The 21,659-nt window shown below is 68.4% G+C and carries 22 protein-coding genes; 8 read left to right on the top strand and 14 right to left on the bottom strand.

Annotated elements, in window-relative coordinates:
* The 3 genes from BLT64_RS17665 to BLT64_RS17655 all read left to right on the top strand — a co-directional run.
* Positions 1–1,227, top strand: a 1,227-nt coding sequence (locus tag BLT64_RS17665; RefSeq protein ID WP_074810567.1) for an ABC transporter permease, incomplete at its 5' end; no start/stop codon positions are given.
* A 5-nt stretch (positions 1,228–1,232) separates the two neighbouring features.
* A complete protein-coding gene (locus BLT64_RS17660; protein ID WP_011748436.1) occupies positions 1,233–2,186 on the top strand; it encodes an ABC transporter permease in 954 nt (317 codons plus the stop codon).
* Positions 2,187–2,233: 47 nt separating this feature from the next.
* On the top strand, positions 2,234–3,439 hold the full coding sequence (locus tag BLT64_RS17655) for an NAD(P)/FAD-dependent oxidoreductase (RefSeq protein WP_011749710.1): 1,206 nt from the start codon (positions 2,234–2,236) through the stop codon (positions 3,437–3,439).
* 232 nt (positions 3,440–3,671) lie between these two features.
* On the opposite strand, the gene BLT64_RS17650 is transcribed toward BLT64_RS17655, so the two are convergent.
* Both BLT64_RS17650 and BLT64_RS17645 read right to left on the bottom strand, forming a co-directional pair.
* Complete coding sequence (locus BLT64_RS17650; RefSeq protein WP_011749711.1) at positions 3,672–4,028, bottom strand: 2Fe-2S iron-sulfur cluster-binding protein; 357 nt, start codon at positions 4,026–4,028, stop codon at positions 3,672–3,674.
* A gap of 73 nt (positions 4,029–4,101) precedes the next feature.
* Positions 4,102–5,256, bottom strand: coding sequence for an aromatic ring-hydroxylating oxygenase subunit alpha (locus BLT64_RS17645; RefSeq protein WP_011749712.1), 1,155 nt, complete (start codon positions 5,254–5,256; stop codon positions 4,102–4,104).
* 128 nt (positions 5,257–5,384) lie between these two features.
* Here BLT64_RS17645 and BLT64_RS17640 point away from each other — a divergent pair, with 128 nt between their 5' ends.
* Positions 5,385–6,305 (top strand): LysR family transcriptional regulator, encoded by a 921-nt coding sequence (locus tag BLT64_RS17640; protein WP_011749713.1) that lies wholly within the window; start codon positions 5,385–5,387, stop codon positions 6,303–6,305.
* A gap of 240 nt (positions 6,306–6,545) precedes the next feature.
* Here the strand turns inward: BLT64_RS17640 and BLT64_RS17635 are convergent, their stop codons facing one another.
* The 3 genes from BLT64_RS17635 to BLT64_RS17630 all read right to left on the bottom strand — a co-directional run bounded on the left by BLT64_RS17635 (position 6,546) and on the right by BLT64_RS17630 (position 8,642).
* Complete coding sequence (locus BLT64_RS17635) at positions 6,546–7,547, bottom strand: 4-hydroxyproline epimerase (protein ID WP_011749714.1); 1,002 nt, start codon at positions 7,545–7,547, stop codon at positions 6,546–6,548.
* Positions 7,548–7,626: 79 nt separating this feature from the next.
* Entirely contained in the window at positions 7,627–7,791 is a 165-nt protein-coding gene (locus tag BLT64_RS26935; protein ID WP_157137451.1) for a hypothetical protein, read from the bottom strand.
* 149 nt (positions 7,792–7,940) lie between these two features.
* Entirely contained in the window at positions 7,941–8,642 is a 702-nt protein-coding gene (locus BLT64_RS17630) for a Crp/Fnr family transcriptional regulator (RefSeq protein WP_041530567.1), read from the bottom strand.
* Between the two features lie 120 nt (positions 8,643–8,762).
* On the opposite strand from BLT64_RS17630, the gene BLT64_RS17625 reads away from it, so the two are divergent.
* Entirely contained in the window at positions 8,763–9,845 is a 1,083-nt protein-coding gene (locus tag BLT64_RS17625; protein ID WP_011749716.1) for a hypothetical protein, read from the top strand.
* A gap of 156 nt (positions 9,846–10,001) precedes the next feature.
* Here the strand turns inward: BLT64_RS17625 and BLT64_RS17620 are convergent, their stop codons facing one another.
* From BLT64_RS17620 to BLT64_RS17605, 4 genes are read right to left on the bottom strand one after another with little or no spacing between them, the layout of a single operon-like run.
* Positions 10,002–10,547, bottom strand: coding sequence for a hypothetical protein (locus tag BLT64_RS17620; RefSeq protein ID WP_011749717.1), 546 nt, complete (start codon positions 10,545–10,547; stop codon positions 10,002–10,004).
* Between the two features lie 49 nt (positions 10,548–10,596).
* Complete coding sequence (locus tag BLT64_RS17615) at positions 10,597–12,015, bottom strand: TfuA-like protein (RefSeq protein ID WP_254777244.1); 1,419 nt, start codon at positions 12,013–12,015, stop codon at positions 10,597–10,599.
* Complete coding sequence (locus tag BLT64_RS17610) at positions 11,949–13,118, bottom strand: YcaO-like family protein (RefSeq protein ID WP_011749719.1); 1,170 nt, start codon at positions 13,116–13,118, stop codon at positions 11,949–11,951. The genes BLT64_RS17615 and BLT64_RS17610 overlap by 67 nt, the downstream gene beginning before the upstream one ends.
* A gap of 47 nt (positions 13,119–13,165) precedes the next feature.
* Positions 13,166–13,642 carry a GNAT family N-acetyltransferase gene (locus tag BLT64_RS17605; RefSeq protein WP_049792400.1) on the bottom strand — a complete coding sequence of 159 codons (477 nt, stop codon included), beginning with the start codon at positions 13,640–13,642 and terminating at the stop codon, positions 13,166–13,168.
* A gap of 129 nt (positions 13,643–13,771) precedes the next feature.
* Here BLT64_RS17605 and BLT64_RS17600 point away from each other — a divergent pair, with 129 nt between their 5' ends.
* Positions 13,772–15,535, top strand: coding sequence for a tetratricopeptide repeat protein (locus BLT64_RS17600; RefSeq protein WP_041530359.1), 1,764 nt, complete (start codon positions 13,772–13,774; stop codon positions 15,533–15,535).
* Between the two features lie 167 nt (positions 15,536–15,702).
* Positions 15,703–17,694, top strand: a complete 1,992-nt coding sequence (locus BLT64_RS17595; RefSeq protein ID WP_011749721.1) for a PhoX family protein — start codon at positions 15,703–15,705, stop codon at positions 17,692–17,694.
* A gap of 89 nt (positions 17,695–17,783) precedes the next feature.
* Here the strand turns inward: BLT64_RS17595 and BLT64_RS17590 are convergent, their stop codons facing one another.
* Together BLT64_RS17590 and BLT64_RS17585 are read right to left on the bottom strand one after the other, a co-directional pair.
* The gene (locus tag BLT64_RS17590) at positions 17,784–18,473 is read right to left on the bottom strand and encodes a type 1 glutamine amidotransferase domain-containing protein (protein WP_041530571.1); all 690 of its coding nucleotides are present in this window, start codon (positions 18,471–18,473) and stop codon (positions 17,784–17,786) included.
* 13 nt (positions 18,474–18,486) lie between these two features.
* Entirely contained in the window at positions 18,487–19,764 is a 1,278-nt protein-coding gene (locus BLT64_RS17585) for an NADH:flavin oxidoreductase/NADH oxidase family protein (RefSeq protein ID WP_011749723.1), read from the bottom strand.
* A 73-nt stretch (positions 19,765–19,837) separates the two neighbouring features.
* Here BLT64_RS17585 and BLT64_RS17580 point away from each other — a divergent pair, with 73 nt between their 5' ends.
* A complete protein-coding gene (locus BLT64_RS17580) occupies positions 19,838–20,200 on the top strand; it encodes a MerR family transcriptional regulator (RefSeq protein ID WP_011749724.1) in 363 nt (120 codons plus the stop codon).
* A 71-nt stretch (positions 20,201–20,271) separates the two neighbouring features.
* Here BLT64_RS17580 and BLT64_RS26930 read toward each other — a convergent pair whose 3' ends face one another.
* From BLT64_RS26930 to BLT64_RS17570, 3 genes are all read right to left on the bottom strand, one after another.
* The gene (locus BLT64_RS26930; RefSeq protein WP_049792401.1) at positions 20,272–20,463 is read right to left on the bottom strand and encodes a hypothetical protein; all 192 of its coding nucleotides are present in this window, start codon (positions 20,461–20,463) and stop codon (positions 20,272–20,274) included.
* A 69-nt stretch (positions 20,464–20,532) separates the two neighbouring features.
* Positions 20,533–20,778, bottom strand: a complete 246-nt coding sequence (locus BLT64_RS26925) for a hypothetical protein (protein WP_175474413.1) — start codon at positions 20,776–20,778, stop codon at positions 20,533–20,535.
* 110 nt (positions 20,779–20,888) lie between these two features.
* On the bottom strand, positions 20,889–21,644 hold the full coding sequence (locus BLT64_RS17570) for an IclR family transcriptional regulator (protein WP_011749725.1): 756 nt from the start codon (positions 21,642–21,644) through the stop codon (positions 20,889–20,891).
* Positions 21,645–21,659 lie beyond the last annotated feature (15 nt).

Raw genomic sequence — 21,659 nt, 5'->3', positions numbered from 1 at the left:
ACCGCCGACGGTCGTCCGTTGAGATCTGCGCTTGCGCGGAGTTCGCGTCGTGCGCGTCGTCGTGCGTTTTTCCTGGTGCTTCCGCTTCTGCTTTTCGTGCTGATCACCTTCGTGGTGCCGATCGGGCAGATGCTGCAGCGCTCGGTCAAGAACGAGGGCTTCTCGGCCAACATGCCGCAGCTCAGCGCCTGGTTCCACGACAACCCCCGCGGCACCGAGCCCGACGATGCGGCCTGGGCGGCGCTGGCCGCCGACCTGACCGCCGCCGCCCAGGCCCGCACCATCGGCGTGGTCGGCACCCGCATCAACTACGACATGCCGGGCACGCGGTCGCTGTTCACCTCGGCCGGGCGGCAGGCGCGCGGCGGCATCGAGCCGCCCTATCGCGAGGCGATCCTGGAGATGGACGCCCGGTGGGGCAATCCCCGGCTGTGGTCGGTGATGCGAGAGGCCGCCTCGCCCTATACCGCCAACTTCTACCTCGCGGCGGTGGACCGCACCCGCGACGACCAGGGCGACATCGTCTCCGCCCCGGCGCAGCAGCAGATCTACGGCAAGCTGTTCCTGCGCACCTTCTGGCTGTCGCTGGCCATCACCGCCACCACCTTCCTCCTGGGCTTTCCGGTCGCGCATCTGCTGGCCACCCTGCCGATGCGGCAGTCCAACCTGCTGATGATCCTGGTGCTGCTGCCGTTCTGGACCTCGCTGCTGGTCAGGACCACGGCCTGGATCGTGCTGTTGCAGCAGCAGGGCGTGGTCAACGACGTGCTGGTCTGGCTGGGGGTGATCGGCAACAACCAGCGGCTGCAGATGATCTTCAACCAGACCGGCACGATCATCGCCATGACCCATATCCTGCTGCCCTTCATGATCCTGCCGCTCTATTCGGTGATGCGCACCATCAATCCCAGCTACGTGCGCGCCGCGCGCAGCCTGGGCGCGACCAGCTGGACCGCCTTCCGCCGCATCTATTTCCCGCAGACCCTGCCGGGGCTGGGGGCGGGGGCGCTGCTGGTGTTCATCCTGGCGGTGGGCTACTACATCACGCCGGCGCTGGTCGGCGGCTCGTCGGGGCAGCTGATCTCCAACATGATCGCGATGCACATGACGCAGACGCTGAACTGGTCCATGGCGGCCGCGCTGGCGGCGCTGCTGCTGGGCGGGGTGCTGATCCTCTACTGGGTCTACGACCGTCTCGTCGGCATCGACAACCTGAAACTGGGGTAACCGCCATGGCGCTTCCGACCTATGCCTCGCCCTTGGAGAAGACCTGGCACTACGCCTATCTGGCGATCTGCGCGGCGATCTTCTTCTTCCTGATCGCGCCGATCGTGGTGGTGATCCCGCTGAGCTTCAACGCCGAGCCCTATTTCACCTTCACCGACCGGATGCTGTCCTTCGACCCGGACGGCTATTCGCTGCGCTGGTACGACAGCCTGCTGACCTTCGGCATGGCGCGGCCGGACGCGCCGCGCGACCTGAGCTGGTGGGCGGATGCCTGGCGGAACGCGAAATGGGTGAATGCGGCGAAAAGCTCGATCATCATCGGCTTTTTCTCGACCATCCTGGCCACGGTGCTGGGCACGCTGGCGGCGCTGGGGCTGTCGCGGCCCGAGATGCCGTATCGCCGGGCGATCATGGCGGTGCTGATCTCGCCGATGATCGTGCCGATCATCATCACCGCGACGGGGATGTTCTTCTTCTACTCGAACCCCTGCGAGCCCCTGACCTGGATCGGCCTGGACCCGCAATGCGGCCGGCTGGCGGGCACCTATCTGGGGGTGATCCTGGCCCATGCCACGCTGGGCATTCCCTTCGTGATCATCACGGTGACGGCGACGCTGATCGGCTTCGACCAGTCGCTGAACCGGGCGGCGGCGAGCCTGGGGGCGAACCCGCGCACGACCTTCTTCCGCATCACCATGCCCCTGATCCTGCCCGGGGTGATCTCGGGGGCGCTGTTCGCCTTCGTGACCTCCTTCGACGAGGTGGTGGCGGTGCTGTTCATCGCCGGGCCGGACCAGCAGACCATCCCGCGCCAGATGTGGAACGGCATCCGCGAGCAGATCTCGCCCGCCATCCTCGCCGTCGCCACGCTGCTGGTCATCTTCTCCATCGCGCTCCTCACAACCGTCGAGATGCTCAGAAGAAGATCCGAAAAACTCAGAGGGCTGACCCCAGGGTGAGGCAGGGGCGCGAAACGGCTTCAACAGACAGCTTGAGAGGGAAAATCATGCCGCATGTCGTTGTCATCGGCGCGGGACAGGCCGGGGCCGCCCTGGCGGCCAGGTTGCGCGCGCTGAAGTTCCAGGGAGAGATCACGGTGATCGGCGACGAGCCCGCGCCCCCCTATCAGCGGCCGCCGTTGTCCAAGGCCTATCTGCTGGGCGAGATGGAGGAGGAGCGCCTGTGGCTGCGTTCGGCCGATTTCTGGGCCGAGAACCGGATCACCCTGAAGCTGGGCACTCCGGTCACCGCGATCGACCCCGTCGCGCGCACCGTGACGGTGGGCGAGGAGGTGCTGGCCTATGACGAACTGGCATTGACCACCGGCTCGGTTCCCCGCCGCCTGCCGGCGGAGATGGGCGGGGCGCTTGGCGGCGTCCATACCGTTCGCACCCTGGCCGATATCGACGCCATCCGCGCCGGGTTCGTGCCCGGCCGCCGTCTCGTCGTGATCGGCGGCGGCTATATCGGGCTCGAGGCCGCCGCGGTCGCACGCAAGCTGGGGCTGGAGGTGACGGTGATCGAGATGGCGCCGCGCATCCTGCAGCGCGTGGCCGCGCCCGAGACCGCGCTTTACTTCCGCAAGCTCCATGCCGGCCATGGCGCCGCGATCATCGAGGGAGAGGGGGTCGACCGGATTCTGGGCGAGGGCCGTGTCGCCGGCGTGCGCCTGAAGGATGGGCGCGTGCTGCCGGCCGATTTCGTCATCGCGGGGGTCGGCATCGTTCCCGCCACCGCCCTGGCCGAGGCCGCCGGGATCGCGCTGGAGAACGGCATCCGCACCGATGCGCGGGGGCGGACATCGGCCGCCAATGTCTGGGCGGCGGGGGATTGCGCGTCCTTTCCGCTGGACGGCGTGCAGATCCGGCTGGAATCGGTCGGCAACGCCATCGACCAGGCCGAACTCGTCGCTGCGAACATCATGGGGGCGGACAAGGACTATGTGCCGAAGCCGTGGTTCTGGTCCGACCAATATGATTGCAAGCTGCAGATCGCGGGGCTGAATGCCGGCTACGACCGCGTCGTTGCCCGGCCCGGCGAGGGCGAGGCGGTCAGCATCTGGTATTATGCCGGCGACAGGCTGCTGGCGGTCGATGCCATGAACGACCCCCGCGCTTTCATGGTCGGCAAGCGCCTGATCGAGGCGGGCAGGACCGCCGATCCCCGACTTGTCGCCGATGCCGCCACCGACCTGAAGGCATTGTTGCGCTAGCGCCTTGCGGCGCGGAAAGGCCGCCGGGCCCGCCGCGCCGTCCGCGACAGGGCGTGCGGGCCGCACTTTCATTCGTCTGCCTGTCGGGCGCTGGGGGCGCCGAACCGCCGAAGCCCCGCCCTTGTGGCTAGGGCGGGGCAATGCGTCAGGCGGGAACGGGCTTCATTGCGATGCGGGCCGGTTCACCCGGGCGGCTGCCCGTCCGGGCGCGCCCGGCCCTGTCGACCCCTCGTCAGCCGCAGGCGGGCACGATAAGCACCAGCCCCTCCAACTCGTCCCGTGCGAGGATCTGGCAGCTCAGCCGGCTGGTGGGGGTCCGTTCGCCCTCGACCATGTCCAGCATCTCGTCCTCCAGTGCGCCGGGCGGACCCAGCCGCTCGGCCCAGGCGGTATCGGTGGCGACATGGCAGGTCGCGCAGGCCAGGGCTCCGCCGCAATCGCCGTGAATGCCCTGCACGCCGGCATCGACGGCAGCCCGCATCAGATTGGTTCCCGCGGCGACATTCGCGCTGATTTCCGTGCCATCGGCGTCACGCCAGGTTATGAAGGGCACCGTATTCCTCTCCGTCGTCCTGCGAGGCGCGCCCATCCGCGCCCCGATTGCAGCCGCGGCGGGCGGCACGGGCCACCCGCCACGGCCTCGACCATTTCCGGCGACGGCCTTATTCGGCAGCGACGGCGAACGCGCGCCGGTAGCCGCCTGTCCGCTCGGCGATGTAGCGCATGAAGTCGTGGATCGGGCGTTCCAGATAGGACAGATGCCCCGCCCGCGCCGCATCCGCGCTGAGGCCGCGGAACACCTTTTCGGTGCAGCCGCGATCCTCGGCATTGACCTCGTCCAGCAGGCCCTTGAGCGTCGCGACATATTCCTCGGCGCGCGGATCGGCCATGAACTCGGGCGAAAGGCCGCCGCCAAAGACGATCGACACCTGGCCGGTGCCCTTGGGATGCAGCGACAGATACCAGAAATAGCCCGGCGTCAGCGTGATCAGATGGCTGGGATAAAGCGTGATCAGGGCCGTGGTCTTGCGCCAGCGCCCCTCGAGCCGGCGATTGTCGGGATGCGCATTTCCCATCGGCAGCGAGGCTTCCTTGGTGATCCAGTGATAGTTGAAGGCTTCGAGGCCCGGAGGGCACTCCATTTCCTCGAGCCTGGAATGGCCGCCCACGGTCGCGGCATGGCAGACCGGCAGGTGATAGCTTTCCATGAAGTTCTCGGCGAGCACCTTCCAGTTCGTGTCCCAGACATGGGTCTCGCGGAAGCACTCGACATAGTTCTCCATCTCATAGGGGGCGATCAGCTTTTCCAGCGGGCCAAGGGCCGCGGCGACGCCGGGGCGGTCCTTGTCGAGCGTGATGTAGATCCAGCCCAGCCATTCCTCGCAGCGGATCGGGGGCAGGGCGTAGTTCTCCTTGCAGAAGCCGGTGGTCTGGGTCATGAACGGCGCCCCTCGCAGGCGGCCGTCGAGGTCATAGGTCCAGGCGTGATAGGGGCAGACCAGCACCCGCTTGTTGCCGCAGCCCTCGACCAGCGTCGACATGCGATGCAGGCAGACGTTCGAGAAGGCGCGCAACTGGCCATCCTTGCCGCGCAGGACCACGACGGGCTGGCCGGCAAGGTCATAGGTCAGATAGTCGCCGGTCTTGGCAAGCCGGCTGGAGCGGCCGACACAGATCCATTCCTTCGAGAAGATGGTCTCGATCTCATGGGACAGGAATTCGGGGTTGGTATAGACGCCCGGCGGCATGGCGCGCGCGTCCTCGAGCGGCCGGTCGGCGGCTTCGAGCAGTTCGGCAAGGGGTTGGGCTAGAGACATCGGGGCGCTCCTTGTCTTGGCGTGGGAAGCGGACAGCCTGTTCGCGCGGGCCGCTGGTCGGGAACCAGCTTGACCTTTTTGCAAGGAATATGAAAACTTGAATATCCGATGATTAAGACAGGCAAAATATGGTTCGCTTCACGCTGCGCCAATGCGCCTATTTCCGCGCCGTCGCCGAGCATGGCGGCATTGCGCAGGCCGCGCGCGCGCTGAACATCTCTCAGCCCTCGGTGGCGCAGGCGCTGGAAAAGCTCGAGGACGTGACCCGTCTGGTGCTGTTCGAGCGGCATCATGCGCGCGGGCTGACGCTGACGCTGCAGGGCCGGCTGTTCCTTGAGCATGTGAACCGCCTCGAGGAACAGGCCGGGCAGGTCGAGCGCGAGGCGGCGGCACTGGCGGCCGAGACCGCCGGAGAGATCCGGCTGGGCGTGTTCCGAACGCTGTCGCCCTTTTACGCCGCGGGGCTGATCCGCAGTTTCGGCGAGGCGGTGCCGGGGGTGATCGTGCGGCAGCGCGAGATGGCGCTGGCCAATCTGGCCGATGCGCTGCGCGACGGCTCGATCGACCTGGCACTGACCTATGATCGGGGCAGCGATCCCCAGGGGCTGGCCTTCGTGCAGCTTGCGGCATTGCGACCGATGGTGGTTCTTGCCGCCGATCACCCGCTTGCCGGGCGCGATTCCATCGACCTCGCCGATCTGGCCGACGAGCCCTATGTCATGCTGGAAGGGCCCGGAAGCCGCAGCTATTTCGAGGAGCTTCTGGCCGAAAGCGGGATCAGCCCGCCGGTCTCCTACGTCTCGACCTCGCTGGAGGCGGTGCGCAGTGCGGTCGCGGCGGGTTTCGGCTTTACGCTGCTGGTGATGCGGCCCCCGTCGTCGATGACCTATGACGGGGGCGAGGTCAGGACCTTGCCGATCACGAACGACCTGCGCCCGCTGCGCATCGTGCTGGCCTCGCGCGATGGCGCGCATCGGGGACTTGTCGCGCGGCGCTTCACCCAGCATGCCATTGGCTATTTCGCCGCCCGCCATCACGCCCCGGCCTGACGGCCTCGGAATGCCGGGACGCCGGGGACCGCGCCGTTCGGCAGAGTGGGGCGGGGCAGGGCGCCGAATGCGCGCCGACAACTCGCAAGCCGCATGGGCGGGCCGTATCCATCAGGAAGGATCGGGCGATCCAGGCGCAGGCCGGGCCAGCCCTCCCCTGAGCGCCGCAATCGCCCGGCCCACGGCCGATAGTCATGGACGAACGGCTCGCGGCATGTCCTCCTCCTCCTGCAGCCTTGCTCAGGCGATCTGGAACCCGTGGCGCAGGGGGGCGTCGTCATCGACCAGGATGGTGTTGTGGCCGGTGATCCGGGCCCAGCCGCCGATGCTGGGCAGGATGCCGGGATAGGCGCCCACCGTCACCGCCTGCTCGGCCCGGCCCTCGAAGACGGTGCCGATCAGGCTCTTGTTGCGGAAACTCTCGCCCACCGCCAGCCGGCCCTTGCCATGAAGCTGCGCCATCCGCGCCGAGGTGCCGGTGCCGCCGGGCGAGCGGTCGATGGCCTTGTCGCCATAGAAGACCGCGTCCCGCCCGTCGCAATCCGGCCCGTCCGGGCCGTCGCACCAGATGGCGTGATGGACGCCGCGGATGCGGTCGTCCTCGGGATGGACGACGGTTTCGCCGATCTCGGCCAGGGCTTCGCGCAGGGCGCGGCTATGCGTCACGATCTCGGCCGCGCTCATGCCGTCGAGGCCGGCCCAGCTCTCCTGCGGCTCGATCACCGCGTAGAAATTGCCGCCATAGGCGATGTCCACGACCAGCGGGCCGAGCCCCGGCACGTCGACGGCAATATCGGCGCTGTGCAGGAAGCTGGGGACGTTGAACAGCCGCACCGAGGCGACGCGCTCGCCTTGCATCGCATACTCCACGTCGACGCGGCCGGCCGGGGTCTCGATGGTCAGCCGGCCGGGGGTTTTCGGGGTGACCAGCCCTTCCTCGATGGCGACGGTGGCAAGGCCGATGGTGCCGGCGCCGCACATCGGCAGGCAGCCCGAGACCTCGATGAACAGGGCTGCGAAGTCGCAATCCTCGCGGAAGGCGGGATAGAGGATCGCGCCCGACATGATGTCATGGCCGCGCGGCTCGAACATCAGCGCGGTGCGCACCCAGTCGTGGTCGCGCAGGAACAGGTTGCGGCGTTCGAAGATCGGCAGATGCGGCAAGAGCGGCGCACCCCCGGCGACGACCCGGACCGGGTTGCCGCAGGTATGGCTGTCGATGCAGAAAAAGCGGTGGCGCATGGATCGGACCTTTGCAAATGGCTTGACGTTCAGCGTGTCGATTGGGCCGGCGTTCGGCGGGTGAAGCCGTCCGGGTGGTTCACTCGATCCCGGCCCTGCGTTCGCGGATCGCCAGCGTGGCCTTGGCGCCGATGGTCAGGAAAGGCTGTGGGGGCAGTTTCTTGGGTTCGGGAAAGCCTTGGTAGATGCGGGTCAGGTCGGTCTGCACGCCCAGGATCTGCTCGGCAGCGGCAAGCCTCCCCAAAGCCCAGGCTCTTCGCCGATCGGACCGTAAAGGCAGAGGGGCAGGGGGTCCGCGGCGTAGCCGGGTGAGCTTTCCCGTCGCGGGCGTCGGGATGAACCGGGATCGGGTGCGCGTGACGCGGGGCCAATGATACCCGGCTTCGGCGGATGCTATCGCGAAGGGCAGTCGCCCCTTCCCGTATCGTCCGGGATCAGGGCGTCGGGCTGCATGATGCGCAGGTATTTCCGCCCGGATTCGATGATGCCCGCGCGGCTGAGCTTGGCCAGCGCCCGGCTGACCGCCTCGCGGTTCGCGCCGATGATGTTCGCCATTTCGGCATGGGTCGGCGGATCGGGCATCCGGCGGCCCGGCTCCAGGCCGCCATGCTCCAGCGAAACGCGCAGCAGATAGGCACGCAGCCGTTCCTCGACATCCAGCGCGGTCAGCTCCTGCACCCGTTCGGTCAGGTCGTGGATCCGCCGGACGAGGTCCTGGATCACCGCCTGCCGGACCTGCGGCTGGGTATCCATGAGCCCGGTCAGCAGGGTGCCCGGCGTTTCGAGCAGGACGCAAGCCGTGCGCGCGTAAAGCGACAGTGAGCGCGGCATCCCGGACAGCACCGACAATTCGCCGAAGGCGCTGCCCGGGGCGATCTCGCTATAGACGATCTCGCGGCCGCTTCGCGTCCATTGCACGGCCAGGACGTGCCCGGACAGGACGAAGAGCACCGAGTCCCCCGGCTCTCCGCGCTCGATGATCAGTTGGCCCCGGTCGGCATGGCGGCGGCGCGAGCCGGATTCGATTCCCGCCAGCACCTCGTCCGGCAGCCCGGCGAACCAGGGAAGATCGGCCAGATCCATAATTTTCGTCATGTTTTCCATGTCAATCAATAACTTGTATCATAAAGGCCGTCCTCTGTGCGCCCGCGCACAGAACTGCCGTGCCGGTTGCGGCATGTTTTGGAAAAATTTTGCAATCAGAGGGCGTGTTTCATGTCGATCAGACATTCCGCACCATCTTTTGCCAAGGAGCCGCTGCCCGCGATCCGCGGCGTGCTGCACCAGTTGACCATGGCTGCGCTGCATGTGCAGCTTCGCGCCCGGTTCCAGGCGGATCGGCCGCAGGTCCTGGCCCGCCGGGCCGGGATCATGGCCCATGCGGCTGTCGACGGGCAGGCCAGCCTGCGTGCGATGTCGCATTACTGCCTTGAACAACTCATGCCCCGCGTGCGGTCGTTGATGATGCAGGTCGATGCCGCGGCCAGGCTTGCCGCCTTGCCGGCAGAGGTCGCGCCGGGCGCAGGACTCGCGGCACAGTTGAGCGACATTGCCGCCAATCTGGAGCGTGCGCGCGAGACGTCGCGCGGCCGGGCCCGCACTCCGCATAAAAGCGCCGGCATGATCCGGCTGAGCGAGCAGCGGCTTTGGGCTGCGCTGGCAACCGAACTGCAACGGCTGGAAGAGACCGACGGCCCGATGAGCCACGCCAGCGCCCGGATCGAAGCGGCTGCCTTCGAGCTTGCCGCGGCGATCGAAGCGTTCCTGGAGCGTGACGAGGGCATGGCGCTGGCGCAACGCCACGATCTGGCCCAGATCCTGATCCGGCTGGAAAGCCAGGCGGCCACGACCCCGCTGTCCCCCGGCGAGATCGCCGGGCAGCTTGGTCCCGCCGCCGCCCGCCTGCCCGATCTGGTGGACCTGTGCGTCGATCTGTCCCGGGCATACCAGCCGCTGCGCGAGGCCCGGCCGCAAATCGCCATGGTCCTGTCCATCGCGACCCAGACCGCCACCCAGTCCGGCGCGACCCGGCGGCTTGAGCAGGCCATGCAGGATCTGGACCATCTGCTGGGCGGGCTGGTTTCCGACTATCGCGCCCTGGCGCGATCCGCCAAGCGCCCGCAAGGCAAGGCGGCCATGCGGCGGTTGATCGCCGCCGAGGCGTCGTTGTGGCATGAGGCGGCAAGGCTGCTGGCCGTTCCGCTGGCACTGGTCCCGGACGCCCCGGCAGCCCGTCCCGCGATACAGGCCGAAGCCCCTGCCGGCGACGAGCATCCGGCGATAGTGGCCTGCGCCTGACAGGCCCATCGTCTCTGCCGCCGAGAATTTCAGAGCATTTGATCATTACCTTGTTTTAAGTCTCTCTCTGAAAGAAAGGGTCAGGATCGTGACGATCCTGACCCTTGTTTCCTTGGCTTGTCCAGCCGGGGGACAGGGGCGGCGGGCGGAATGCGCCTAGTCCTTGTTGTCGCTGTTTACGCTCATGCCCCGCACGCTCATTCCGTGGACGCTCATGCCGCGGGCCTCCGGCGCGCCGGAAGGGTCCAGCAGCAATTGCTCGAACATGCCCGAGCGTATGTCCAGCCGGATCGAGTAATCGGCCTTGTCGTAGGACCAGACCATCAGGTCGTCGGGCTGGGGCAGGACGTGCCCCGCACCCGCCGCCTGGGGCGGCGATCCGGCCGGCGCATCCTGCGGCAGGTGCAGCCGCGACATGACCTGCCCGGCCTCCAGCCCCGGTCCGTGCACCAGAAACAGCGCCGGGCGCGGCAGGACGCGATACAGCCCCTCGAAGGCAAAGCCGTAGATGCGGGCGAAATTCGCATCCTCGGCCTGCAATTGCCGTTCAAGCTGGCCGGGCGTGCCGCCGCGGGGCTGGGGGAAGGGGCCGTGCCGGGGGTCGCCGCGCTTGTCCTGCGCCGAGGGTGCGCGGATCTGCAAATCCTCGACCACGCGGCCGAAGAGCAGCAGGTTCGAGGGGCTCAGCAAGGTCTCCGACATCGCAATCTCCGCCATGGGTGGGATTTTTCGGGTCCGGGAATCCGCAACCTCAGGTTAAGCCGCCGGGCGGCGGCTGTCGATGGCTTTGTCGGCCTGCGGTCCCATCCGGCGCCGGCTGCCCGTCTTTCAGCCAAAGCGCATGGTCGCGGGCCAGCGCGGCGTGGAAATGCGCCAGATCGCGAAATCCCAGGCTGCCGGCGTATTGTTCCAGATCCTCGGGCAGGTCTCGGCCAAGGCGGGTGTGGAAATGCCAGGCCAGCAGCAGGGGCAGCGGCAGCGGCGGATCGGCAGTCCCGGCCTTGGCGGTGCGGTCGCGGAGCGCCTTGTAGCCGCCCTCCAGCCGAAGCTGGTCCAGGATCGCAGGCGCCAGCGCCGCATCGCGGTCCCGTGCCAGCGCCTCGAGCCCCGCCAGCCCCGCCATCAGCCGGTCGAAGCCGGGGCGATCCAAGCCGTTTTCCGCCGCCCAGCGGTCGATGTCCTGCCCGCGCAGCAGGCCGCGCGGCAGGCGAAACGCCAATGCGGCCTCGGCGACATGGTCTGGCTGCACCCCGCGCCGCTCGCGCGTGGCGGTCTCGGCGGCCAGTTGCCGTAGCAGGGCGGCGCGCCGCAGGCGCAGATAGGGCTCGCCCTGCAGGCGCAGCGCGTCGAGCATCAGCGCATCCCCTGCCTCGATCCCGTCGCCATGCGCGGCGAGCCAGGGGGCCGAGGCCCAGGCTTCGGTCCATTCGAAGGTGAATTCCGCCCGCGGGGGCGGCTCGTCCCGCGCGACATGCGCCTGAAGAACATGCAGCATCTCCAGCGCATCCGCGCGCTTCTGGTCGATGCGGCCGTCGGGCAGCCAGGCGGCAAGCCGGTCGCGCATCGTTGCGGGCACCTGCTCCGCCGCCGCCAGGATGGCGGGCCAGTCGCGCTGCTGGTAGAACAGCGCCTTGGCCGTTGCCAGCAGATGCGCGGCCGCCGGCGCGTCAAGGATGCCCGCGGCCAGCGCGGCGGCGGCGGTGGCGCGGATATTGACCATCGGCTCGCTCAGGGCGGCATGGCCGGTCTCGGCCGGGCCGTGAAGCAGCGCCACCTCGTCGTCGTCGGTCAGCCGGCCCTCGTGGAAATCCCGGAAGATGCGGCCGACGCCCCGCATCCCGAAGGGTGCAAGTTCGGCGGCGCGCAGCGCGCCCATGCTGGCGGCGCCAAAGACGGCGATGCCTTGCGAGATCGCCCAGAGCACTTCCTTGTGCCACACCGCCGGCACGCCGTCGAAGTACCCGTCGATCAGGCCGATGGCCCGCGGCCGCTGGCGCGCGGCGCGATAGAGGTCGCCCTGCTGCACCGGCGGCAGGAACCGGAACTGCGCGAAGGCGGCGCGGTCCGCCTGCCGCAGCGAGGGGCCGACGAAGACGATCACGCTCATGGCGCCGCGGCCCGCGCGGCGGCGAGCGCCCTTGGTCCCGGCCGCCAGGCGGGGTGATCGCAAGGGGCCTCCAGCCCCGGGATCACCACCCGCACCACCGGCAGGTCCAGCCCCGGCTTGCGCAGGTCCACCGCGACCGCCTCGTCGATGCCGACCGCGCGCAGCCGGGCCAGCAACCAGTCCAGGTCCTCGGCGAAATCGTCCGAGACGAATTCGTCCAGCGCCGCGAAATTCACCATCGGCCGGTGGCTGGCGCGCATGCCGGCGGCGGCCCGGGCCTTCTGGTCCAGCGCGTGCCGGCCGTATTCCTCGGGTTGCAGGTCGTCGCGTGCGCCCGAGATATAGGTGCAGCGCACCTGCGCGGCTTCGGTCAGCGCCCGCAGCAGCGCGATGGCGCGGGTGGGATGGGCGCCGGCGCCGATGCCGTGATGCGCCCCCCGGTCGCGCCGGTCCGAGATCAGGCAGAAGAAGGCCGGCACGCCGAGGTCGCTGGCGACCTGCCAGGCATGCACGTCGAAACCGGCGCCTTGCAGCCGGTCCAGCACCGCACGGCAGGCCGGGTCGGCGACGCTTTCCAGGTCCAGCCCCGTCTTGGCCCGGCGCTCGGGCGGGGATTGGTGCCACAGGGTGGTGGCGTCGCGCTCGATCAGTTCGCAGATCGCGTGGCAGGTCGCCTCGGCCATGGTGTTGCCCGAGGCCAGCCCGTTGCTGCTGCAGAGAAAGCAGCCGCTGCCGGGCGGCGGCGGCAGGGTATAGTTCGCGCGCACGCATTCGAAGGGCACCCAGCGTTCTTCGCCCGAGACGAGGTCGCGTCCCTGGATCCACAGCATCGGCAAGTCCCGGTGGAAGCGGTCCGAGACCCTGGCCAGCCGGTCCAGGTCGATCATCCGGTGGGAATGGGCCAGCTCGTTCAGGCTGCCCAGTTTCAGCGGCGCCTCGATATGCTCGGCGTGATAAAGCTCGGCCGCTTCCATCAGGCCCGAGGCGGTGGCGGCGTCCATGTCCAGCCCCTTGCCCTGCGATACCGCCAACGAGCGGGCGTTCGGCCGGCAGACCATGACCACCGGCAGGCCGATCCGGTCCAGCCCGGTGACATTGGCGACGCGGGTGATGCCCATCCGCGCCATCAGCGGCCGGACCCGCGCTATGGTTTCGGCCGGCGCCACGCTGCGGTGGCAGCCGGTGCGGTGGCCCTTATGGCCGGCCTCGCGGCTCAGCGGTCCAGTCCTTCCGGCACCCAGACCATGTCCAGGATCGGCGTGGCCTTGGGGTCGATCATGCGAAAGCCCAGCCGCAGGTAAAGGGCGATGGCCCGGTTGGTGCGCACCACCGACAGCGAGACGGTCCTGCCTTCCCGCGCCGCCCTGTCCTGCAAGTCGCGGATGATGCGCGAGCCGATGCCCCGGCCGCAATAATCCCCGAGGATCTGGAGCTGGGCGAGGTTGTAGTCGGCGTCCCGTTCCGTCACCTGCATCCAGCCGATGTCCCGGCCCTCCAGGGTGATGATGCGCGAATCCGCCGCCTTGAACGACCGCCGGATCATCGCCCGGCGCATCGGCTCGTCCCAGGCGTCCAGTTGCAGCATCAGGGGCCGCATCGCGTCGATATAGATCGCCTCGGCAAAGGGAAATTCCTCGGGACGCGCCGGGCGCAGGCCGAATTGCGATATGGGGTGCCTGTCGGGTTTCATGCGGATAGTATAGTGCCGATCCGGGCGCTGTCACGGATCCCCTTGCGGCAGGCCGGGCCGCCCCGATCCGGGCTTGACAGGCCGGGTGCCGGTGGATTTCTGATGCCCGAAAGGAGCCTTGGACGAGCCATGATCGCACAGCCCGGTCTGACCGGCCCCCGCCTTCAGGCGGTGCTTTATGCCGACATTCACGGCTATACCCGCCTGATCGAGCAGGACGAGGCCGGCACGATCCTGCGGCTGACGCGCTCGATCGCGCTGATCCGCAACCTGGTCGGGGATTATGGCGGCACCGTGGTCAACACGGCCGGGGACGGGCTGGTCGCGGTGTTCCAGGATGCGCCCAAGGCGCTGCATTTCGCGATCGAGATGCAGCGCGAACTGTCCCGCGAATCCGCCTGGGCCGAGGCGCGGGAGCCGATCGCCTGGCGCGTCGGCATCTCGCTGGGCGAGACGTTCGAGGGGCAGGAGGGGGTTTACGGCCACAGCGTCAACCTGGCCGCGCGGATCCAGGGCTTTGCCGATCCCGGCGGCATCTGCGTCACCGAGACCGTCTATCGCATCGTGCGCGACAACCCGGAACTGGTGCTGCGTTCGCTGGGGCGGCGGCGGCTGAAGAACATCTCGGCCCCGGTCGAGATCTATGCCGCGGCGCCCGCCTCCCCCGCCGCGGCCGCGGCCGTCCCGCTGCGAGCTGTGCCGCGCAGGGTCGATCCCGGCCTGCCCGACACGTCGCTGGCGATCCTGCCGATGGAGAATCTTTCGGCCGATCCCGGCGACCAGCACCTGTGCCATGGCATCGTCGCCGACCTGATCACCAACCTGTGCCGGTTCCGGCACCTGCTGGTGATCGCGCGGCATTCATCGTTCCTGGCCGCCGCCCAGACCTCGTCGCTGCGCGAGATCGGGCGCCGGCTGGGCGTGCGCTACCTGATGACCAGCAGCTTTCGCCGGGCCGGCAACCGGCTGCGCATCACCGTCGAGCTGGTCGAGGCGGAATCGGAAAATACCATCTGGTCCGAGCGCTACGACGGCGTGATGCTGGACATCTTCGACTTTCAGGACGACGTGACCGCGATGACCGCCGCCCGGGTGGCGATCCAGCTGGACGCGAACGAACGGCGCCGGCTGGCCGAGCAGAGCCATCCCGCGCTTTACGCCTATGGGCTGGTCCTGCGCGGCCAGGACATGGGCCTGCGCTTCCTGCCCGATGCCAACCTGCACGCCCGCCGCCTGTTCGAAGAGGCCCGCGATCTCGATCCCGACTACGGCCGCAGCTATGCGGCGATGTCGCGGACCTTCAACGTCGAATGGCGCTACAACTGGACCAGCAACCCCGATGCGGCGCTGAACCAGGCGCTGGTCCTGGCCAAGCGGGCGGTGCAATGCGACGCCCTGGACTCGCGCGGCTTTTCCGAGATGGGCCTGGCGCATCTCTACAAGAAGCAGCACGACGAGGCGCTGGCCGCCTATGAGCACGCGCTGGCGCTGAATCCCAACGACGCGGATCTGCTGGCCTATACCGGCGACTGCCTCGCCTATGTCCGGCAGGGCGAGCGGGCGGTGCAGCTGCTGGAACGGGCGATGCGGCTCAATCCCTATTTCCCGGACGCCTATCTGTGGTTCCTGGGCGATGCCTATTTCCACCACGGCGATTACGGCAAGACCATCGAAACCCTTTCGCGGATGCGCGACCAGTCCGAGGCGCACCGGCTGCTGGCCGCCAGCCATGCGCTGCTGGGCCAGATGGACGAGGCCCGCCGCCATGCCGGCGCGGTGATGCGGGTGCATCCGAACTTCACCATCGCGCATTGGCGCAAGGTGCCCCCGCTGAAACATGCCGAGGACCTGGAGCTTTACGTCGAGGGCTTGCGAAAGGCCGGCCTGACCTGACGGCGGGCGGCGGTAAGGTCGCCCGCAGCGGCTATCGGGCCCGCCGCCTTGGTGGGCCGGGTCCGCGCCATCGTTTCCGGCCCTGTCACTCTTTGGTCAAACTGGGCCGCTATGGAGGGGTCGGTCCCGTCTCTGGCCGGGGCCGCCCCATCAGCCAGGAGCGTCTCATGACCGAGCAACATCCCTCCCGCCATGTCTTCCGCACCAGCCAGTTGGAGGAGGCCGACGGACCGGGCCACAATCCGACCGAAAATCGCACCATGGGCGAAATCATCGCGGCCCGCTTCTCGCGCCGCGGCTTCCTGAAGGGCTCGATGGCTGCGACCGCGATCTCGGCCACCGTCAGCCCCTTCGCCCTGCTGGCTGCCGACGAGGCCCGCGCCCAGGATGCCGTCGAGGGCTCCGCCTTCAGCTTTCCCGAGGTCGAGGCGGGCGTCGATGCCGACCATCACGTCGCCCAGGGCTATGACGCGGACATCCTGCTGCGCTGGGGCGACAAGGTCTTTGCCGATGCGCCGGATTTCGACCCGAAGAACCAGTCCGAGGCCGCGCAGGAACGCCAGTTCGGCTATAACAACGACTTCGTCGGCTTCATCCCGCTGGACGGCGCCGATGACCGCGGCCTGCTGGTCGTCAACCACGAATATACCAACGAACACCTGATGTTCCCCGGCATCGTTACCGTCGAGGACGGCAAGATCGCCGTGGCCGAGGCGACCGAGGCGCGCGTGGACATCGAGATGGCCGCGCATGGCGGCACGGTGATCGAGATCCGCAAGGTGGACGGAAAATGGCAGCCGGTGCTGGACGGCGCGCTGAACCGCCGCATCACCGCCAAGACGCCGATGGAGATCTGCGGCCCGGCCACCGGGCATGCGCGGATGCAGACCGCGGCGGACCCGACCGGCACCCGCGTCCTGGGCACGATCAACAACTGCGCCGGCGGCGTCACGCCCTGGGGCACCTACATCATGGCCGAGGAGAACATCCACGGCTATTTCACCGGCGCGCTGCCCGAAGGCCACCGCGAGGCCGAAAACTACAAGCGCATGGGCATCCCCGAGGACAGCTATGCCTGGGGCAGGTTCCACGACCGCTTCGACATCGGCAAGGAACCGAACGAGCCCAACCGCTTTGGCTGGATCGTCGAGGTCGATGTCATGGACCCCACCTCGACCCCCAGGAAGCGCACCGCGCTTGGCCGCTTCAAGCACGAGGGGGCGGCGAGCGCCTTGGCCAAGGACGGCCGCGTCGTCTTCTACCTGGGCGACGATGAGCGTTTCGACTATGTCTACAAGTTCGTGACCGCCGGCCGCTACAACCCGGACGACCGCGCCGCGAACCTGGACCTGCTGGACGAGGGCACGCTTTACGTCGCGCGCTTCGACGAGGATGGCAGCTTCGTCTGGCTGCCGCTGGTGCATGGGCAGGGGCCGCTGACCGCCGAGAACGGCTTCGAGAGCCAGGCCGACGTGCTGATCGAGACCCGCCGCGCCGCCGACCTGCTGGGCGCGACGCCGATGGACCGCCCCGAGGACATCGAGCCCAATGCCGAGACCGGCCGGGCCTATGTCATGCTGACCAACAACACCAAGCGCGAAGAGGCGAACGCCGCCAACCCGCGCGTGGAGAACGCCTTCGGCCATATCATCGAGATTCTCGAGGATGGCGGCGACCTGGCGGCGACGCAGGGCACCTGGGAGATCCTGCTGCAATGCGGCGATCCTTCGGTGGCCGAGGTCGGCGCGACCTTCTCGACCGCGACCACTGCGAATGGCTGGTTCGGCATGCCCGACAACTGCGCCATCGACAGCGACGGGCGGCTGTGGGTCTCGACCGACGGCAACTCGCCCAAGGATACGGGCCGCACCGACGGCCTGTGGGCGGTGGATGTCGAGGGCGCCGCGCGGGGCACCTCGCGGCTGTTCTATCGGGTGCCCGTGGGTGCCGAGATGTGCGGCCCCTGTCCGACGCCGGACCTGACCACCTTTTTCGTGGCCGTGCAGCATCCGGGCGATGGCGGCGAGGATTGGGAGGGCCACGGCCGGCCGTCCTATTACGAGGACCTGTCGACCCGCTGGCCGGATTTCCGCGACGACATGCCGGTGCGCCCGGCGGTGGTGGCGATCACGAAACAGGGCGGCGGCCGGATCGGCTGACCGGACGCCGGATCGGGAAAGGGGGCGAAAGACCGCCCCCTTTTCCGCTTGCCGGCCCTGCGCCGATGACCTTGTTTGCCCTTCCGCCCTCAGCCCCGCAGCAGCCTCGCCACCTGCCTGGCGATGGCTTTCGCCGATCCCGGGTTTTGCCCGGTCACCAGCCGCCCGTCGGTGACGACATGCGAGACGAATGGCAGCAGCGCCTTGCCGTAGCGCGCGCCCCGCCGCTTCATCTCGGCCTCGGCGTCATAGGGCATGTGCCGCGCCACGCCGGCAAGGATTTCCTCGGTCCAGGAAAAGCCGGTCACCTGCCGGCCGGCAACCAGAAGCGTGCCGTCCGAAAGCCGCGTGTTCAGGAGCCCGCAATAGCCGTGGCAGACCGAGGAGACGATGCCGCCCTTTTCCCAGATCCGCCGCGCGATCGCCTGCAACCCGGCGTTGTCGGGGAAATCCCACATCACGCCGTGCCCGCCGGTGAAATAGATCGCGTCATAGGCGTCAGGATCGACCTGATCCGGCGCGGCCGTCCGCTCCAGCAGCGCCATGCGCGCCGGATCGTTCAGCCAGCCCCTGGCCGAGGCGTCGAGCAGCGGCCATTTCAGCGCACGCGGCTCCAGCGGCGAGCGGCCGCCTGCCGGGCTGACGATGTCCTGCGCGTGCCCTTCGGCCGCGAAGACGTCCCAGGCATGGCTCAGTTCCGACAGCCACAGTCCGGTCGGACGGCCGGGATCGTCGTAATGGTCGCGATTGGTGACGACATGCAGGATGCGCTTGCCCATGCCCGCCATCCTTTCACGCCCCGGCGCGGCGGCGCAACCAGGCGCGATAGCGGCGGCTGCGCAGGGCGGTCCTGATCCGGTCGCGGACCAGGACCAGCGGTGCCCAGGCGCCGGGTTTCGGTGCCTTGCCCGCGCCCAGCCGGCGCAGTTGCAGCTTGGTCATCGCCATGGTGGCGAGGCCCGAGATGGCCCGGTTTTTCCAGCGCACCATCGGGACAGTCACCGTCGCCTCGGCCTTGTGCCAGCGGTTCGGCAGGTCCGGCGCATAGGCCAGCGCCTGCGCGATGCCCACCATGGCCACGCCCGCGCGACCATCCTCGGGCGCCAGCGCCGCCTCGGCGGTCGCGCGGCGGCGGATGCCGCCGGTCACCATCACCGGCATCCGCGCCTCTGCCACCACGTCGCGGGCGAAATCGACGAAATAGGCTTCGCGCGCCAAACTGCTTTGTCGGGTGCTGGCTTGTTGCGGACGGCCATGCATGGCCGGGCTTTCGTAGCTGCCGCCCGAAAGTTCGACCAGATCCACGGGCAATTCGTTCAGCATCCGCACCACGGCCACCGCATCCTCGGCCGCGAAGCCGCCCTTCTGGAAGTCCGAGGAGTTCAGCTTGACGCCCACGCCGAAGCCCGGCGCCACGCGGGCGCGGATGGCGCGGACGATCTCGACCAGCAGCCGCGCGCGGCTCTCCAACGTGCCGCCCCAGCGATCCTCGCGCCGGTTGGTCAGCGGAGACAGGAACTGGCTCAGCAGATAGCCATGCGCGGCGTGGACCTGCACGCCGTCGAACCCGGCCTGTTCCGCCAGCGCGGCAGTGTCGGCGAAGCGGCGGATCACCTCGGCAATGTCGGAATCAGACATGGCGCGGGGCTGGGCGAAAAGATGCGCATAACCCTCGATCGCCACCGGCACGGCCGAGGGTGCGATAGCCTGCGGGTTGGTCGCGGCATAGACCTGACGGCCCGGATGGTTGATCTGCATCCACAGCCGTGCACCATCCGCGCGCCCGGCCTGCGCCCATTCGCGGAACGGCCCCAGCGGCTGGCCGGCGTCCAGGATTACCCCGGCCGGCCCAGTCACCGCATCGGGGGCGACCATGACGTTTCCGGTCAGCAGCAGCCCGGCCCCGCCCTGGGCCCATTCGCGATACAGCCGGCGCAGCGCCGGTCCGGGCAGATGGCGGGTGTCGGCCATGTTCTCTTCCATCGCCGCCTTGGCGATGCGGTTCTTGACGATCTGCCCGCCGGGCAATTGCAGCGGCTGGAACAGCGGGGTCTGGGTGGTTGCGGTCATGCGACAAGATCCTTTGCATCGTGACGCAAGGCGATATAGGGTTTAAACCTAGGTTCAAGGTCAAGAGGCGCCAATGAAGATCGGCGACATCGCCAGGGCGGCGGGGGTGACGACCTCGCGCATCCGCTTCTATGAAAAGCGCGGGATCATCGCCCCGGCCGTGCGTGGGCCGAACGGCTATCGCGACTATCCCGAGGAGCTGATCGCCATCCTGCGCTTCATCGAGCAGGCGCAGGGCCTTGGCTTTTCGCTGAAGGAAATCGCCGGCGTTGACGTCGCCCAAGGCGATCATCCGATCTCTTGCGACGAGGCGATCCGCCTCTTGTCGGGCAAGCTCGATTCCGTGGCAGCCCTGATCGCCGAAGCCAAGGAGCGCCAGCGCCGGATCAAGGCGCTGATCGCCGAATTGCAGGGCCGCAAGCAATCCGCGGCCTGATGCGCGGCAGGACGATCATCCCGCGCCGGCCGTGATGGCCGAAAGAACCGGCGCATCGCGGCTGCCGCCGGCTACGCACCGGACAGACCGCCAAATCCATGCTTGACCTTGAACCTAGGGCCGCTGACGTTGGAGCTGAGCGGCAAGAGCCCTGCCATCATCGCGCGCAGCCAGGTCGGTCGCCGCACCATGGCGGGCTGACCTTCGGCAAGCTGTCGAAAGGCGGCCAGACCTGCGTGGCGCTGGATTACGTGCTGGTGCATCGGGACGACCTTGACAGCTTCGTCGCGGAATACGGCGCGCTTCTATCCCGATGGGCCGACGAGCCCCAACTATACCGCGATCATCAACGACCGGCATGTCGCGCGCCCGAACGGCTTGCTGGACGATGGACGCGCCAAGGGTGCCGAGGTCATCTCCGTCGGCCACCGCCCCGACAGCGCCGCGAGCCGCCTCCAGACCATTGCGCCCATGCGGTGCTGAATGCCGGCGGCGATTGCGCGGTCATGCAGGACGAGATCTTCGGCCCGATCCTGCCCGTCCAGACCCATGCCACGATGGACGATGCCATCGCCCATGTGAACCCGTGCCCGGAGGCACGGCTGTCTTTGGCTTTCGCGCATGGATCATGCGCGGCAAGCCGGGGCTGCACCCTGCCGGCCCCTGACCGGATCGCCCTGCCGGTCCGTCATTGGCTGGCGAGCAGCCCGATCTCTCGGGTCAGGGCGAACAGCGCCTTGAGTTGCGAGGGCGTCGGGTCCGCGCCCAGGTGCTGGATCGACGCGATCAGGCCGATGCTGCCGAGAAGCTGGCCCCGCGGGCTGAGGATCGGCGCGGCGATGGCATTGATGCCCAGCAGCGATTCCTCTGGCGCCGTCGCATAGCCCGACGCGCGGATGCCGTCGAGCTGCGCCGCCAGGGCCGTCCTGGAGGTGACGCTTTTCGGCGTGACCTGCGGCAGCGTGTCGGGCAGCGTGGCCAGCAATTCGGGCGAGCCGAAGGCCAGGAATACCTTTCCCTGGGCGGAGGAATGCAGGCTCAGCTCGCTGCCGGGACGGACGCCGATCTCGATCGGCTGGTTGCTGCTGACCGTGGCCAGGATGAAGGCCGAGTGCGGCGCGGGGATGCTGAGCACCACCGCCATGCCCAGTTCGTCGCGGGTCGCGCGCATCAGGGGCAGGGCCAGTTCGGCCAGGTTTGCGCCGGCGGGTGCCTGCTGGGCCATCAGCCACAGCTTCGGCCCCAGCGCGTAATGCGATGTGACCGGATCCTGCACGATCATCCCATGTTCGATCAGCGTGCGCAGATGCTTGAACGCCGCCCCCTTGGCGATGCCGACATCGCCGGAAATCTGCGTCACGCCAACGGGCGAATCAGCGAATGCGATGCGCTCGAGGATGCGCAGGCAGGTGTCGGCGGCCCGGACGGTCTCGGCCTTTTCCAATGTGCTTCCCCATGA

The sequence above is a fragment of the Paracoccus denitrificans genome (assembly GCF_900100045.1).
Taxonomy (GTDB): Bacteria; Pseudomonadota; Alphaproteobacteria; order Rhodobacterales; family Rhodobacteraceae; genus Paracoccus; species Paracoccus denitrificans.
The sequence above is the reverse complement of the archived record's forward strand: the minus strand, read 5'-3'. Positions and strand labels throughout refer to the sequence as shown.